Annotated in this window: 14 protein-coding genes and 1 pseudogene; 6 read left to right on the forward strand and 9 right to left on the reverse strand. The window is 69.9% G+C overall.

Features of this window, described 5'->3' with window-relative positions; translation table 11 throughout:
* The first annotated feature begins 20 nt into the window (after positions 1–20).
* The gene (locus ND450_RS17790; RefSeq protein ID WP_159460507.1) at positions 21–287 is read left to right on the forward strand and encodes an HPr family phosphocarrier protein; all 267 of its coding nucleotides are present in this window, start codon (positions 21–23) and stop codon (positions 285–287) included.
* A 198-nt stretch (positions 288–485) separates the two neighbouring features.
* On the opposite strand, the pseudogene ND450_RS17795 reads toward ND450_RS17790, so the two are convergent.
* Positions 486–1022 (reverse strand): annotated as a pseudogene (locus ND450_RS17795) (phosphatase PAP2 family protein); the annotation flags it as partial.
* A gap of 57 nt (positions 1023–1079) precedes the next feature.
* Here ND450_RS17795 and ND450_RS17800 point away from each other — a divergent pair.
* From ND450_RS17800 to ND450_RS17815, 4 genes are all read left to right on the forward strand, one after another.
* Complete coding sequence (locus ND450_RS17800) at positions 1080–1754, forward strand: response regulator transcription factor (RefSeq protein WP_253327209.1); 675 nt, start codon at positions 1080–1082, stop codon at positions 1752–1754.
* Complete coding sequence (locus tag ND450_RS17805; protein ID WP_253327210.1) at positions 1751–3103, forward strand: ATP-binding protein; 1353 nt, start codon at positions 1751–1753, stop codon at positions 3101–3103. The genes ND450_RS17800 and ND450_RS17805 overlap by 4 nt, the downstream gene beginning before the upstream one ends.
* Before the next feature lie 83 nt (positions 3104–3186).
* Positions 3187–3489, forward strand: coding sequence for a hypothetical protein (locus ND450_RS17810; RefSeq protein WP_253327211.1), 303 nt, complete (start codon positions 3187–3189; stop codon positions 3487–3489).
* Between the two features lie 62 nt (positions 3490–3551).
* Positions 3552–4445 (forward strand): IS982 family transposase, encoded by an 894-nt coding sequence (locus ND450_RS17815; RefSeq protein ID WP_253323008.1) that lies wholly within the window; start codon positions 3552–3554, stop codon positions 4443–4445.
* Between the two features lie 81 nt (positions 4446–4526).
* Here ND450_RS17815 and ND450_RS17820 read toward each other — a convergent pair whose 3' ends face one another.
* From ND450_RS17820 to ND450_RS17855, 8 genes are all read right to left on the reverse strand, one after another.
* The gene (locus ND450_RS17820) at positions 4527–5024 is read right to left on the reverse strand and encodes a hypothetical protein (RefSeq protein ID WP_253327212.1); all 498 of its coding nucleotides are present in this window, start codon (positions 5022–5024) and stop codon (positions 4527–4529) included.
* A 231-nt stretch (positions 5025–5255) separates the two neighbouring features.
* Positions 5256–6071 (reverse strand): shikimate dehydrogenase, encoded by an 816-nt coding sequence (locus tag ND450_RS17825; RefSeq protein WP_253327213.1) that lies wholly within the window; start codon positions 6069–6071, stop codon positions 5256–5258.
* Entirely contained in the window at positions 6071–7303 is a 1233-nt protein-coding gene (gene mltG / locus ND450_RS17830; RefSeq protein ID WP_253327214.1) for an endolytic transglycosylase MltG, read from the reverse strand. Before mltG ends, ND450_RS17825 begins: the two co-directional genes overlap by 1 nt.
* Positions 7300–7788 (reverse strand): Holliday junction resolvase RuvX, encoded by a 489-nt coding sequence (gene ruvX / locus ND450_RS17835; protein ID WP_253327215.1) that lies wholly within the window; start codon positions 7786–7788, stop codon positions 7300–7302. Before ruvX ends, mltG begins: the two co-directional genes overlap by 4 nt.
* Positions 7775–10444: an alanine--tRNA ligase gene (alaS, locus tag ND450_RS17840; protein WP_253327216.1), complete on the reverse strand. Its 2670-nt coding sequence runs from the start codon at positions 10442–10444 to the stop codon at positions 7775–7777. The genes ruvX and alaS overlap by 14 nt, the downstream gene beginning before the upstream one ends.
* Before the next feature lie 58 nt (positions 10445–10502).
* Positions 10503–10772, reverse strand: a complete 270-nt coding sequence (locus ND450_RS17845; RefSeq protein WP_089926404.1) for a hypothetical protein — start codon at positions 10770–10772, stop codon at positions 10503–10505.
* Entirely contained in the window at positions 10769–11161 is a 393-nt protein-coding gene (locus tag ND450_RS17850) for a DUF948 domain-containing protein (RefSeq protein ID WP_089926401.1), read from the reverse strand. The genes ND450_RS17845 and ND450_RS17850 overlap by 4 nt, the downstream gene beginning before the upstream one ends.
* Before the next feature lie 93 nt (positions 11162–11254).
* Positions 11255–11746, reverse strand: coding sequence for a DinB family protein (locus ND450_RS17855; RefSeq protein ID WP_253327217.1), 492 nt, complete (start codon positions 11744–11746; stop codon positions 11255–11257).
* A 134-nt stretch (positions 11747–11880) separates the two neighbouring features.
* Here ND450_RS17855 and ND450_RS17860 point away from each other — a divergent pair, with 134 nt between their 5' ends.
* The gene (locus tag ND450_RS17860) at positions 11881–12459 is read left to right on the forward strand and encodes a GNAT family N-acetyltransferase (protein ID WP_253327218.1); all 579 of its coding nucleotides are present in this window, start codon (positions 11881–11883) and stop codon (positions 12457–12459) included.
* The last annotated feature ends 189 nt before the right edge of the window (positions 12460–12648 follow it).

Here is a 12648-nt window from a genome sequence, read left to right on the forward strand (position 1 = left end):
CTCTACCGGGAGGAACCATCATGGCCGAGCGACGGGTCACCGTGGCCAGCAAGGTCGGACTGCACGCCCGGCCTGCCGCACTGCTGGCGAAGGCCGCCGCCGACCAGCCGGTGACGGTCAGCATCGCCAAGGACGGCGGCGAAGCCGTTGACGCGGCGAGTGTCCTGGGTCTGATGACCCTGGGCGCTATGCATGGTGACGAGGTGGTGCTCAGCGCCGACGGGGACGGAGCGGATGCCGCTCTCGACGCCATCGCCGAACTGATCGCCACCGATCACGACGAGTGAGTCGGGCTGTGAGCGGTCCCGGTCGCCCCGAAGGCCGGGACCGCTCATCGCCCACCCGAAGTGCAGCACCACCCCCGCGGTCACGACGCCGGCGAGAGTCGACGGCGTGACCTGCGGGGTGTTCACCACCAGCCAGACACCGCCCACGGCCAGCAGGGGCGGTGCGATCAGCCCCGCGGTCCACTTGCGCAGCAGCAGGAACGCGAGCGTCGAGACCAGCAGCGCCGCGCCGAGCGTGTCGCTGAACCGGTGCCAGCCGAGCGACACCGTCTCCGCCGCGACCGCCCCCGCGCCGACCGCCCCCGGAATCGCCACGAGCAGCGCGAACCGCTTCGGAACGGCCATCGTCACCGCGATCACCGACGCCACCGCCGCGGTCGTGTGCCCGCTCGGGAAGCTGTTGTGCACCAGCACCGCGTCGTCGTCCAGCGGCGGCCGCACCAGCACGTGGAGCTTCAGCACCTGCGCGCCCAGCACCGAACCGCCGAGCAGCAGCAACGGCCGTAGGGACTTCTTGCGCGCGAAGAGGACCACGAGGACGGCTGCGACAAGAATCGCCATGTCCACGTTGGACGCCCACGAGCGTTGCAGTGACAGCTCGGGCAACGCGGTGTTCTCCGCCTTCTGCCCGAACGACGTCCACACCAGCGCGAAGTACGTGAAGAGGAATCCCAGCGAGCTTCCGGCCATGCGTTCGAGACTCCGTGCGCCGCTCAACGGGAACGTCCACGCCATGTCATGGTTCCGCTACAGATCGCGCGGTGACGCCGTCTCCCGCAGATAATGGATCTCGTGGCGACGGTCCTGCTGGTGGAAGACGACCCCTCGGTGCGGGAAGGACTCGGGCTGGCGTTGCGCCGCCAGGGCCACGAGGTCCGGGCGGCGGGAACGGGCGAGGAGGGCGTCGAGAGGCTCCGCGAGTCCCGTCCCGACATCGTGGTCCTCGACATCATGCTGCCGGGCATCGACGGTTTCGAGACGTGCCGCCGGATGCGCGCGCACGCCGAGGTGCCGATCATCATGCTCACCGCGCGCGGCGACGACTTCGACGTGGTCGCGGGCCTGGAGGCGGGCGCGGACGACTACGTGGTCAAACCCGTCGAACCCAGGGTGCTGGAGGCCCGCATCCGCGCCGTGCTGCGGCGCACGGTCGCCGAGCCGTCGAGCGTCGAACGCCACGGCTCGCTGGTGATCGATCGGGCAGGACTGCAGGTGCTCAAGAACGACGTGAAGGTCGCGCTGACCCCGACCGAGCTGAAGCTGCTGCTCGAGCTGTCCCGCACGCCCGGCCGCGTGCTGACCCGCCAGCAGATCCTGGAAGCCGTCTGGGAGCACGACTACCTCGGCGACTCCCGGCTCGTCGACGCGTGCGTGCAGCGGCTGCGCGCGAAGATCGAGGACGTGCCCTCCGACCCCGGTCACATCCACACGGTGCGCGGCTTCGGGTACCGCTTCGGCCCGCGATGAGATCGTTGCTGCGCGGCCTGCGTCCCCGGCTGATGGCGGCGTTCCTGCTGCTGACGGTGCTGGGCGCGGTCGGGGCGGCGGGCGCCTCCTACGCGACGGCGCGCACGTTGCTGCTGGAGGACGCGCAGGACGGGTTCATGAACCCGCTGGTGGCGGACGTCCGCGAGTACGCGACCCGGGTCACGGTGCCGCCGGCTCAGCAGGACCTCGACGACTTCGCCACGTACCTGCGCGGCTCGGCGGTCGTGCTGTACGAGGGCATGAGGTCCCGCAACGGGCCCGACCCGTCGTTCGTCCCCGCCGAGATGCGCGAGATGCTCAAGACGAGCAGGACGACGCTCTGGCAGCGCCGCACCGACCTGACCGACCCGTACGTGGTCGTCGGCATCCCGCTGCTGCGCCCGGACGGTTCTCCCACGGGCGTCGAGGTGTGGGCCCTGCAGTACCTGAAGGGCCCACAGACGGCCATCGACAGCTTCTCGACCGCGGCCTGGGTGGGCGTCAGCCTCGTGCTGCCCCTGGCCCTCGGGCTCGCGCTCTTCACCGCCCGCGGTGTGCTGCGCCCGGTCCGCCGCCTCGGTGCCGCCGCCCGCGCCCTCGGTTCCGGCCGCCTGGACACCCGTGTCGACGAACGCGGCTCCGACGAGCTCGCGGACCTCGCCCGCACGTTCAACCGCGCGGCCGAGCAGCTGGAGGCCTCCCAGGCCGCCTCCCGCCGGTTCGTGGCCGACGTGTCCCACGAGCTGCGCACCCCGCTGACGGCGATGAACGCCGTGACCGCCGTGCTGGACGAGGACGCCGACACGCTGCCGCCCGACACGGCCGTCGCCGCGCGCCTGGTCTCGGCCGAGACCCGCAAGCTCACCCGCCTGGTCAACGACCTGATGGAGATCTCGCGCTTCGACGAGGGCCGCAACCTCCTCGAACTGGACGACTGGGACATCGGCACCGCCGTCCGCGACACGCTGGCCGCGCGCGGCTGGAGCGGGTCCGTCGAGGCGTCGCTGCCGGAGGGCGTGGTGGCCCGCGTGGACCGCCGCCGGCTCGACGTCATCGTCGCCAACCTCGTCGGCAACGCCCTCAAGCACGGCGGCGTCCCGGTCCGCGTGACCGTGCGGCCGGGCGTCATCGAGGTGGCCGACCACGGCCCGGGCATCTCCCCCGAGGCCCTCCCCCACATCTTCGACCGCTTCTACAAGGCAGACACGGCCCGCTCCCGTTCCGAGGGCAGCGGACTGGGATTGGCGATCGCATGGGAGAACGCACGCCTGCACGGCGGCACCATCGAGGCGGCCAACGCGCCCTCGGGCGGCGCGGTCTTCACCTTGCGCTTGCCCTCGTCACCCTGACGGCGTGCGGCATCCGGCCGACGCCCGTCCTCACCGGAGCCGAGGCGCCGACGGTCTCGACGCACTCGCTGACGGTCTTCCTCGTGTCCGCCCAGGGGGACGGTCTGGTGCGCCGCACCCGCGAGCACACCGGCAGCGTCGACATCACGACCGCGATGAACTCGTTGCTCGCCGGACTCACCGACGAGGAGAAGAAGCTGGGGCTGAGCACCGAACTGCCCGCCACGACGGGGAAGGCCGTGGCCGTGCTGGACGTGATCGTGATGCCCGAGGACGTGAAGCCGCCGAACTCGAAGTGGGGCGTGTTCCAGGTGTACTGCACGGCGCTGGCGAGCCGCGCGACGGTGGCCGGGGTGGCGCCGGTGCCGGACGGGATGTGCCCCTAGACGAGTAATGCGTAAGTCGAGGCGGTAGCCGAAGACGGACGAAGGGTGTCCAAGATCAGTTTGTGACGACCGATCTGAACACCCTTCTCACCGCACTCTACGTCAAGATCGACGACCGGCTCGCGGGCAGGACCCGCATCGGAAGACCGCCGAAACTCACCGACGCCGAACTGGTCACCCTCGCCGTGGCCCAAGCCCTGCTCGGGTTCACCTCCGAAGCCCGCTGGCTGCGATTCCTGCCCGCCCGCATGCCCGGCGCGTTCCCCTACCTGCCCGGCCAGCCCGGCTACAACCGCCGCCTCCGCGCCGCGTTACCGCTGATCAAGCAAGTGGCACGCTGGCTGGCCGCCGACACCGACCTGTGGACCGACACCACCTGGATCGTGGACTCCACCCCGGTCGAATGCGGCCGCTCCCGGCCAACCGCGAAACGCTCGGAACTGGCCGGCTGGGCCAAATACGGCTACTGCCGCTCCCACTCCCGCTGGTTCTGGGGCCTGCGCCTGCACCTGATCTGCACACCCGCCGGACTTCCCGTCACCTGGGCGCTGGCCGACCCGAAGATCGACGAGCGGCAGGTGCTCATGGCGATCTGCGATCACGAACCCCAGCTGCTCGCCACCCGACCTGCCCTGCTGATCATCGCCGACAAAGGCTACGTCTCCCGGGAACTCGATCGGTTCCTGGCAGACCGCCATGTCCGGTTGATCAGGCCGTCCTACCGCAACCACGCACCGCATCCCGGCGAACATCTGCTCAAGTCCATCCGGCAACTCATCGAGTCGGTCAACGACACACTCAAAGGCCAGCTCAACCTCGAACAACATGGCGGACGCACCATCGAGGGAGTCGGAGTCCGTGTCGCCCAACGCATCCTGGCCCTGATCGCTGCCATCTGGCACAACCGCGCCACCGGCCAGCCCATCACCCGATCCCTGACCGCCTACGACCACTAACCGACTTACGCATTACTCGTCTAGGCCGTGTCCCGGGAGTCTCGTCGGGCGGCAGTGGCGGGCGAGGGCCCCGGAGACGGCCTAGCGTTCGTAAAGGACGTCTGTGTCGTTCGTGAGGTGGCCGTCGTACGGGCCCACCTTCGTGATGCGCGCGCCGTCGCGGAACACGACCTGCAGTCCGTGTTCCTCTTCCCACCCGCACTCGGCCTCGACGGAGACGTAGACCGGCTCACCGCCACCGTCGCGGCTCACCGTGACCTGGTGCCGCGCGAACGTGACGTGGTCCCAGACGTCGGCGGGCCCGGCGATGCGGGGGAAGTCGTCCAGCTCGTCGCCGAAGACCTCGCCCATGTGCCGGTAGTAGTCGAAGACGCCGTCCGCCGCCGCCTCCAGCGCTGTGCGGTCCAGTGCGAGGAAAGCGCGGACCGCGGCGTGGAAGTCCTGCTGTGCCGGGTCGTCCGCGTAACCGTCCACGTGGAACGGGAGCGTGATGCCGCCCAGCACGGGCACCGGGACTGGCGCGCTCACCAGGCTGCCGTACTCGTCCGCGGTCAGGGTGCCGAGCCCGGGGATCTCCACGGGGCCATCATAGGGAGGTGGGGCGCACTGGCGGCCGTGGTGCCGGACCGGAAGACCCACGCGCCCAAGCGGAGCCACCCGGCAGGCACACCCGTGCGCCCCACCCACCGGTGCCCCGCAAGAACACCGGCATGCGCTGACTCCGGCCGAGTGGCACATCGTCCGCAGTCAAACAAGCCACGCGAAGACAATCACACGCGTGGTGCCCGGTGGTATCGTGCAGCCGGTGATCTAGCCGAAAGTTACCGCGGACAACGCTTTCCGCATGACTTCCCGCGGCGCGGGAAGGCCGGTGAACTGCTCCACCTGTCCGAAAGCCTGGTGCAGCAACATGTCCAGGCCCGTGGCGAGCCTCGTCCCCGAGGCCTCGACCGCCTCGGCGACCGGCGTGGGCCAGGGGTGGTAGATCACGTCCAGCACGTACGGCGCCTTGGCCAGGTCGGCCGCGAGCGGCGCGGTGGCCTCGGCGGGCACCGTCGACACGACCACGTCCGATGCTCCGGCCAGCACGCCGAGGTCTACAGAGGACAGTGCGAGGACCTCGACGGTGATGCCGACGCGGGACGCGGTCTCCACGGCCTCCGCCGCACGCGAAGGATCGCGCACCACCAGGGAGGCCGACGAGATGCCCAGTGCGGCGAACCCGGCCAGCGCGGCCGTCGCCGTCCCACCCGCGCCGACCACCAGGCCGTGGGTGCCGCCGGAGAAACCCTTCTCCCGCAACGCTCCCACCACGCCGTCCACATCGGTGCAGTCGGCGTGCCACTCGGAACCCTTGCGCACCAGCGTGTTCGCCGCACCGACGGCAGCGGCCCTCGGGGTCACGAAGGACGCGAACGCCAGCGCGGCGCGTTTCGTCGGCATCGTGCACGACAGGCCCGCCCACTCCGGGCCGAGCGACGACACCAGCGCGGGCACGTCCGCCTCGGAGCACTCCAGCCGGGTGTACTCCCAGTCGAGGCCCAGCGCGGCGTACGCGGCGTTGTGCAGCACGGGAGAAAGGGAGTGCTCGATCGGCGAACCGATCACCGCCGCCTTGCGCACCACTAGTAGACGCCCTCCCGCTGGGCCTTCTTGTCGTTCGCGTCGTGCTCCTCGAACGTCTTCGCGAAGCAGGAGTTGCCGTTCTTGTCGCACTTCACGAAGTACAGGATGTCGCCGCCCTCGGGCTTCATCGCGGCGGCGATGGCCTGCTGCGACGGCGATCCGATCGGGGTCGGCGTCAGTCCCCTGTTCTTGTAGGTGTTGTACGGCTGGTCAGCCAGGCGGTCCTCGTCGGACGTGCGGATGTGGGGCTGGTTGTTCTTGTAGTTGATGGTCGAGTCGAACTGCAGCGGCATCGCCTGCGGCAGGAGCTTCAGGCGGTTGTAGATCACCTGGGAGACCTTGCTGAAGTCCGGCTCGATCGCTTCCTTCTCGATCAGCGACGCGATGACGAGGATCTGGTACGGGCGGAAGCCCGTGTTCACCGTGCCGCCGGGAATGCCGGCGCCCTGCAGCTTCTGCGCGGAGGACACGATGACGCTGCGGATCAGCTCGACCGCGCTCACACCCGGCTTGACCTGGTAGACGCCGCGCATGATCAGGCCTTCGAGGCGGAACTGCGGCTCAGCGGCCTTCACGTCCGCGAGCGCCCACTCCGGCACGCCGAGGGCGACCGGGTCGGTCTGCTCGGCGGCGGCCTTGATCTCGTCGCCGGTCAGGCACTTCTTCTCGCCGTCCTTCTCCGTGCAGCTCGCGTCGGCCAGCAGGGAGTAGATGCCCTTGACGGTCTTGTCGCCCACCTTGATGTCGGTGAGCTTGAGGCCGCCGACGACCTGGACGGCGGGGACGCGCGTCTTCGGGTCGATCATGCGGGCCACGGCCTCCTGGCCCGACATCTTCGTCTTCATCAGGTAGAAGCCGGGCTGGATCGACGTCACGCGGGCGTCGGTCTTGCTGGCCTCGGTGAAGGCGCGCGCGGAGGCGATGACGCCGTTGTCGTACAGGGTCGCCGCGATCTTGCTGACCACGTCGCCGTCCTGGACCTCGACGATGGCGTCGGCCTCGCCGCTGCCCGCGTAGTCGTCGAACGACCCGATGCCGCGCAGCTCCTTGTAGCCGTAGTACGCGCCACCCAGGCCCACGGAGAGGACCAGCGCGACGACGAGCCACAGCACCGTCTTCTTGCGCTTCTTCGCCCTGGCCCTGGCGTTGTCCCGCTCGCGGTCGCGCTTTCTGACCGGGCGTCGCTCATCAACTTCGGGGTCGGTGAACAACCCGAGATCGTCGCCGCTCACGCCTCGTCCTTTCGGGCGGACACAAACCGTGCCCGTGCGTCCAGCCAAGATTGCAGGATCTCGACAGCGGCAGCCTGGTCGACCACGGCACGCTGCTTCTTGCCCTTCACACCGCGCTGTGCCAGCACCCGGCTCACCACGACCGTCGTCAGTCGTTCGTCGCTGAGCCGCACCGGCACGGGGGCGATGCGTTCGGCCAAGGCCGCAGCGTACGCGGCCGCCGATTCCGCGGCCGGACCGTGCCTGCCTGCCAGTGTCTTCGGTAAGCCGACCACGACCTCCACGACGTCATGCTCGGCGACGAGACGTACGAGCTCGGTGAGGTCCGAGCCCCGCTTCTCGTCACGCTGGAGGGTAACCAGCGGAGTCGCCAGAAAAGCACCCGGATCGCTGAGAGAAATTCCCACTCGCACCGATCCGACGTCGACGCCGAGCCTCCGTCCGAGGCCCGGATCGTCGACACCGGCGACATCAGCGCTGCTCAAGCACCTTGTCCAGTTCGTTGGTGAGGACCGTGATGGCCTCCTCGACACCGGCCGGGTTCGTACCGCCGCCCTGGGCGAGGTCCGGCTTGCCGCCACCGCGGGCGGCGATGGCCGGGCCGAACACCGGGACGAGCTTGCCGGCGGCCAGGCCCAGGTCGCGGGCGGCGGCCGTGGTGGCCACCACGAAGCTGACCTTGTCGCCGTCGACCGAGAACAGGGCCACGACGCCGGGCTTGGTGCCCAGGCGGTTGCGGACCTCGCCGCCGAGGGTGCGCAGGTCGTTGCCCGACACGCCCTCGAGGCCCAGGGCCACCAGCGACAGGCCGCGGATGTCGAGGGCCTTGTCGGCCAGCGAACCGGCGTTGCCGAGCAGCTGGGCGGCGCGGACCTTCTCGAGCTCCTTCTCGGCGGACTTCAGGCGCTCGACCAGCGACTCGATCCGCTCGGGCAGGCCGTCGGAGCCGACCTTGAGCATGTCGGAGAGGTTCTGCACGATGGCGCGTTCCTTGGCCAGGAACCGCATGGCCTCGATGCCGACGTAGGCCTCCAGGCGGCGCACGCCGGACCCGACCGACGACTCACCCAGCAGGGTGATCGGGCCGATCTGCGACGAGTGCTCGACGTGCGTGCCACCGCAGAGCTCGCGCGACCAGGGGCCGCCGATCTCGACGACGCGCACCGTCTCGTCGTAGGTCTCGCCGAACAGGGCGACAGCGCCCATGTCCTGGGCACCCTGCATGTCGGTGTAGACGACGGCGACCGGCAGGTCCTTGCGCACGGCGAGGTTCGAGACCTCTTCGATCTCGCTCTTGGCCTCGGCGGACAGGCCACCGGTCCAGGCGAAGTCGAGGCGCAGGTAGCCGGGCTTGTTGTACGAACCGCTCTGCAGGGCCGACGGGCCGAGCACCTGGCGCAGGGCGGCGTGCACGACGTGCGTGCCCGAGTGGCCCTGGCGGGCGCCGACGCGCCACTCCGGGTCGACGCGGGCCTCGACGTGCTCGCCCTCGGCCACCTCGCCGGACTTCACGCGCACCTGGTGCACCCACAGCTTGCGGGCGACCTTCTGCACGTCGAGCACTTCCAGCTCGGCGTTGCCGGTGACGATCGTGCCGGCGTCGGACTCCTGGCCACCGGACTCGGCGTAGAGCGGCGTGCGGTCGAGGACGACCTCGACGATGTCGCCCTCGCGAGCCGACTTCACCCGCTGGCCGTTCAGCACGATGCCGCGCAGCGTGGCCTCGGAGGCGAGCTCGGTGTAGCCGGTGAACTCGGTCGGGCCCTGCTCGAGCAGCTCGCGGTAGACCGACTGGTCGCCGTGGCCGGTCTTCTTGCCGGCGGCGTCGGCCTTGGCGCGGGCGCGCTGCTCGGCCATCAGCTTGCGGAAGCCGTCCTCGTCGACGGACAGGCCGGCCTCGGAGGCCATCTCCAGCGTGAGGTCGATCGGGAAGCCGTACGTGTCGTGCAGCTGGAAGGCCTTGTCACCGGGCAGCGTGGCGCGGCCGTCGGCCTTCACCTCGCCGGCGGCGTTCTCGAAGATCCGCGAACCGGCGTCGAGCGTGCGCAGGAACGTGTCCTCCTCGGCCTTGAGCACCTGCTGGATGCGGGCGAAGCCGCTGACCAGCTCGGGGTAGGCCTCGCCCATCGAGTCGCGGACGACCTCGGCGAACGTCTGCAGCACCGGCTCGGTGACGCCGAGCAGGCGCGAGCTGCGGATGATGCGGCGCAGCAGGCGGCGCAGCACGTAGCCGCGGGCCTCGTTGCCGGGCGTGACGCCGTCGCCGACGAGCAGCACACCGCTGCGGGCGTGGTCGGCGATGACGCGGAAGCGGACGTCGTCGGTCTCGTTGGCGCCGTACTTGCGGCCGGAGAGCTCCTCGGCCTTGTTGATGACGGCGCGGACCAGGTCGGTCTCGTAGACGTTGTCGACGCCCTGCAGGAGGTAGGCGACGCGCTCGACGCCCATGCCGGTGTCGATGTTCTTCGACGGCAGCTCACCGATGACCGGGTAGTCCTTCTTGGCACCGCCCTCGCCGCGGATGTTCTGCATGAAGACGAGGTTCCAGATCTCGAGGTACCTGTCCTCGTCGACGACCGGGCCGCCCTCCTTGCCGTAGGCGGGGCCGCGGTCGTAGTAGATCTCCGAGCACGGGCCGCACGGGCCGGGGACGCCCATCGACCAGAAGTTGTCCTCGATGCCGCGGCGCTGGATGCGCTCGAGCGGCATGCCGGCGACCTTCTGCCACAGCTCGATGGCCTTGTCGTCGGTCTCGTAGACGGTGACCCAGATGCGCTCGGGGTCGAAGCCGTAGCCGCCCTCGTCCTGGGACTTGGTGATCAGCTCCCAGGCCAGGCGGATGGCGTCTTCCTTGAAGTAGTCGCCGAGCGAGAAGTTGCCGGCCATCTGGAAGAACGTGAGGTGGCGCGTCGTCTTGCCGACCTCGTCGATGTCGGGCGTGCGCACGCACTTCTGGATGCTCGTCATCCGCGGGGCGGGCGGCGGGGCCTCGCCGAGGAAGTACGGCTTGAACGGCACCATGCCGGCGTTGACGAACAGCAGGTTCGGGTCGTCGAGCAGCAGGGAGGCGCTGGGGATGTACTTGTGCCCGGCGTTCTCGAAGTGCTCGCGGAAGCGCTTGATGATCTCGTGGGTCTGCACGGGAAGTTCCTAAGTGTGTTGCTGGGGAGTTGTCAGGGCACGCTCACGAGGCGAACGGTCAGTGCTTCCCGTTCGCCCTGGGCGCTCGACGCCCCGGCGTGAATCCCGTCTGACGCTCCACGGTGTCCTGCAACTCCTGTTCCCGTTCGGCCATCCCCTGCCGCACCTCGGCCCCGAAGGAACCGATGGCGCCGGCGAGTTCGCGCAGGCCTTCACCCACGTTAGCGCCGATGCCGGCGGGAGTCGCCTGCTTTGTCACCTCGGCGGCCTTCTTCGCGACGAAGAGGCCGGCCGCGGCACCCAGGCCGAACCAGAACAGGCGGCTCATCGCGCACCCCGCTTCGGGCGGCGCTTGGCGTGCTTGTTCGGCTGCTCGGCGGCCTTGCGGCGGGCCTTGACGGCCTTGCTCACGCCGTAGGACAGCGCGGCGGCCTTGACCAGCGGCCCGCCGAGCGTGGCGGTGAACAGGCTGGTGAGCGCGGAGACGTTGCCCGTGACGGCACGCGCGTTGGCGGTGATGCCGTCGACGCGCTCGAGCTGCGTGTTGACGTGCGTGAGCGTCGTGTTGGCCTCGGTGAACAACGGGTCCGTGTTCTCGTGGGCCTTGCGCATGGCGATCGTCGCTTCGTCGAAGAAGCGCGCGGCCTTGAACGCCGGAATCGCCAGCAGCAGCACGAGCAGCACGAAGGCACCGGCGGCGAGCCACCCTGGCGACACAGATCCTCCTGGTGAACAGGCGTTCGGGCTTGGTTGCGGGTGAGATTACCGGGTGGGTCCGACATCCACGTGGGCGGCCTGTTTTGTTGATCTTCAACGACCTGTGGTGCCGTCGATCTGCTCGCGCAGGACGTCGGCGTGCCCCGCGTGCCGGGCGGTCTCGGTGTTCATGTGCGCGAGCAGCCAGCGCAGCGTCATGCGCACGCCGTCGATCGGCACCGCCAGCAGCGCCTCCGGACCACCCGCGGCCTCGATCGCCCGGTCGCTGTCCTCGGCCGCCGCCCGGTAGTCCGCGATCACGTCGGCCGCGGACCGTCCGGGCGCGACGGCCATGTCCAGGTCGCCGTCCGGTTTGGGACCTCCCGCGAGATGGTGGGCGAACCACCCGCGCTCGACCTCGGCGAGGTGCTGGACCAGCCCCAGGATCGAGGTGCCGCTGGGGACGAGCACGCGGCGCAGCTGCTCGTCGGTGAGGCCCTCGGTCTTCTTGAGCACGCAGTGCCGCTGGAACTTGAGGAACTCGTGCGCGACGGCGAGTTCACCGGTGTCGACCCTGGGCACGGGTTCGCGCTGCGTCTCCTGCATGACGAGAACCTACGGGACTGCTCATTGACGCGCGGCCGTCACCGCCTGTGAAATACCCGTCACACAGGGCTTGACAGCGGCAGCCCTGAGGCGTGGAGTAAGGCAACCCTAACTTGATCCGCCCAGGAGGCCTCGTGAAGCCGGTGTCGCACCTGGACTCCTACCGGCCGCAGATCACCGCGGGCCCGCCTCCGGTCCCGGAGCTGTCGATGCCGTGGGACGCCCGCGTGGCGCGTTCGGACGGCTATGACCTGCACCTCGTCCATCGGTGGAACTCCGCGCCGCACGTCGCCGCGTTCTGGCGCCAGGCCTGGACGCTGCCCCGCTGGGAGACCGAGCTGCGGACGCAGCTCGACGGCGACGACGTGCGGCCGTTGCTGATCAGCTGGCACGGCCGCCCGGTGATCTACGCCGAGGTCTACCGCGCGGCCAGGCACGCCGTCGGCGGCTGCTACCAGGCGCGGCCGCACGACCTGGGCCTGAACCTCGCGGTCGGCGACCTCGCGATGACCGACCGCGGGCTCGTGCGGGCGCTGCTCCCCCGGCTCACCGACGCGCTGTTCGAGGCCGACCCGCACTGCACGCGGATCGTGCTGGAGCCGGACGTCCGCAACACCCGTGCGATTCGGTCGTTCGAGGCGGGCGGATTCGTGGCGGCGGACGAGGTCGTGCTGCCCGGCAAGGTCGCGCTGCTGATGGTGTGCAGGCGCTGAGCCGCAGACCGGAGGGAACGCGACGCACCGGGGCGCTAGTGGTGTGCCCCAGAAGGTCGGCGAGGTGATCCACGCTCAGCAGGGCGCCTCGCGGCACCGCCCCCACGCCCCCGTACAACCAGTACGAGAGCGTGGGGGCGGCACCACGATGCACCCGTCTGACCGCGAATTCCCCCGGCAACCTTCTGC

Origin of the sequence: Lentzea sp. HUAS12 (genome assembly GCF_024125735.1) — a bacterium.
Classification (GTDB): domain Bacteria; phylum Actinomycetota; class Actinomycetes; order Mycobacteriales; family Pseudonocardiaceae; genus Lentzea; species Lentzea albida.

Bases quoted from the DNA above. Each gene is read 5' to 3' on its own strand.
- ND450_RS17790 (WP_159460507.1), top strand. From the start codon at position 21: ATGGCCGAGCGACGGGTCACCGTGGCCAGCAAGGTCGGACTGCACGCC.
- ND450_RS17805 (WP_253327210.1), top strand. From the start codon at position 1,751: ATGAGATCGTTGCTGCGCGGCCTGCGTCCCCGGCTGATGGCGGCGTTC.
- ND450_RS17845 (WP_089926404.1), bottom strand. From the start codon at position 10,772: ATGAGCCGCCTGTTCTGGTTCGGCCTGGGTGCCGCGGCCGGCCTCTTC.
- ND450_RS17855 (WP_253327217.1), bottom strand. From the start codon at position 11,746: ATGCAGGAGACGCAGCGCGAACCCGTGCCCAGGGTCGACACCGGTGAA.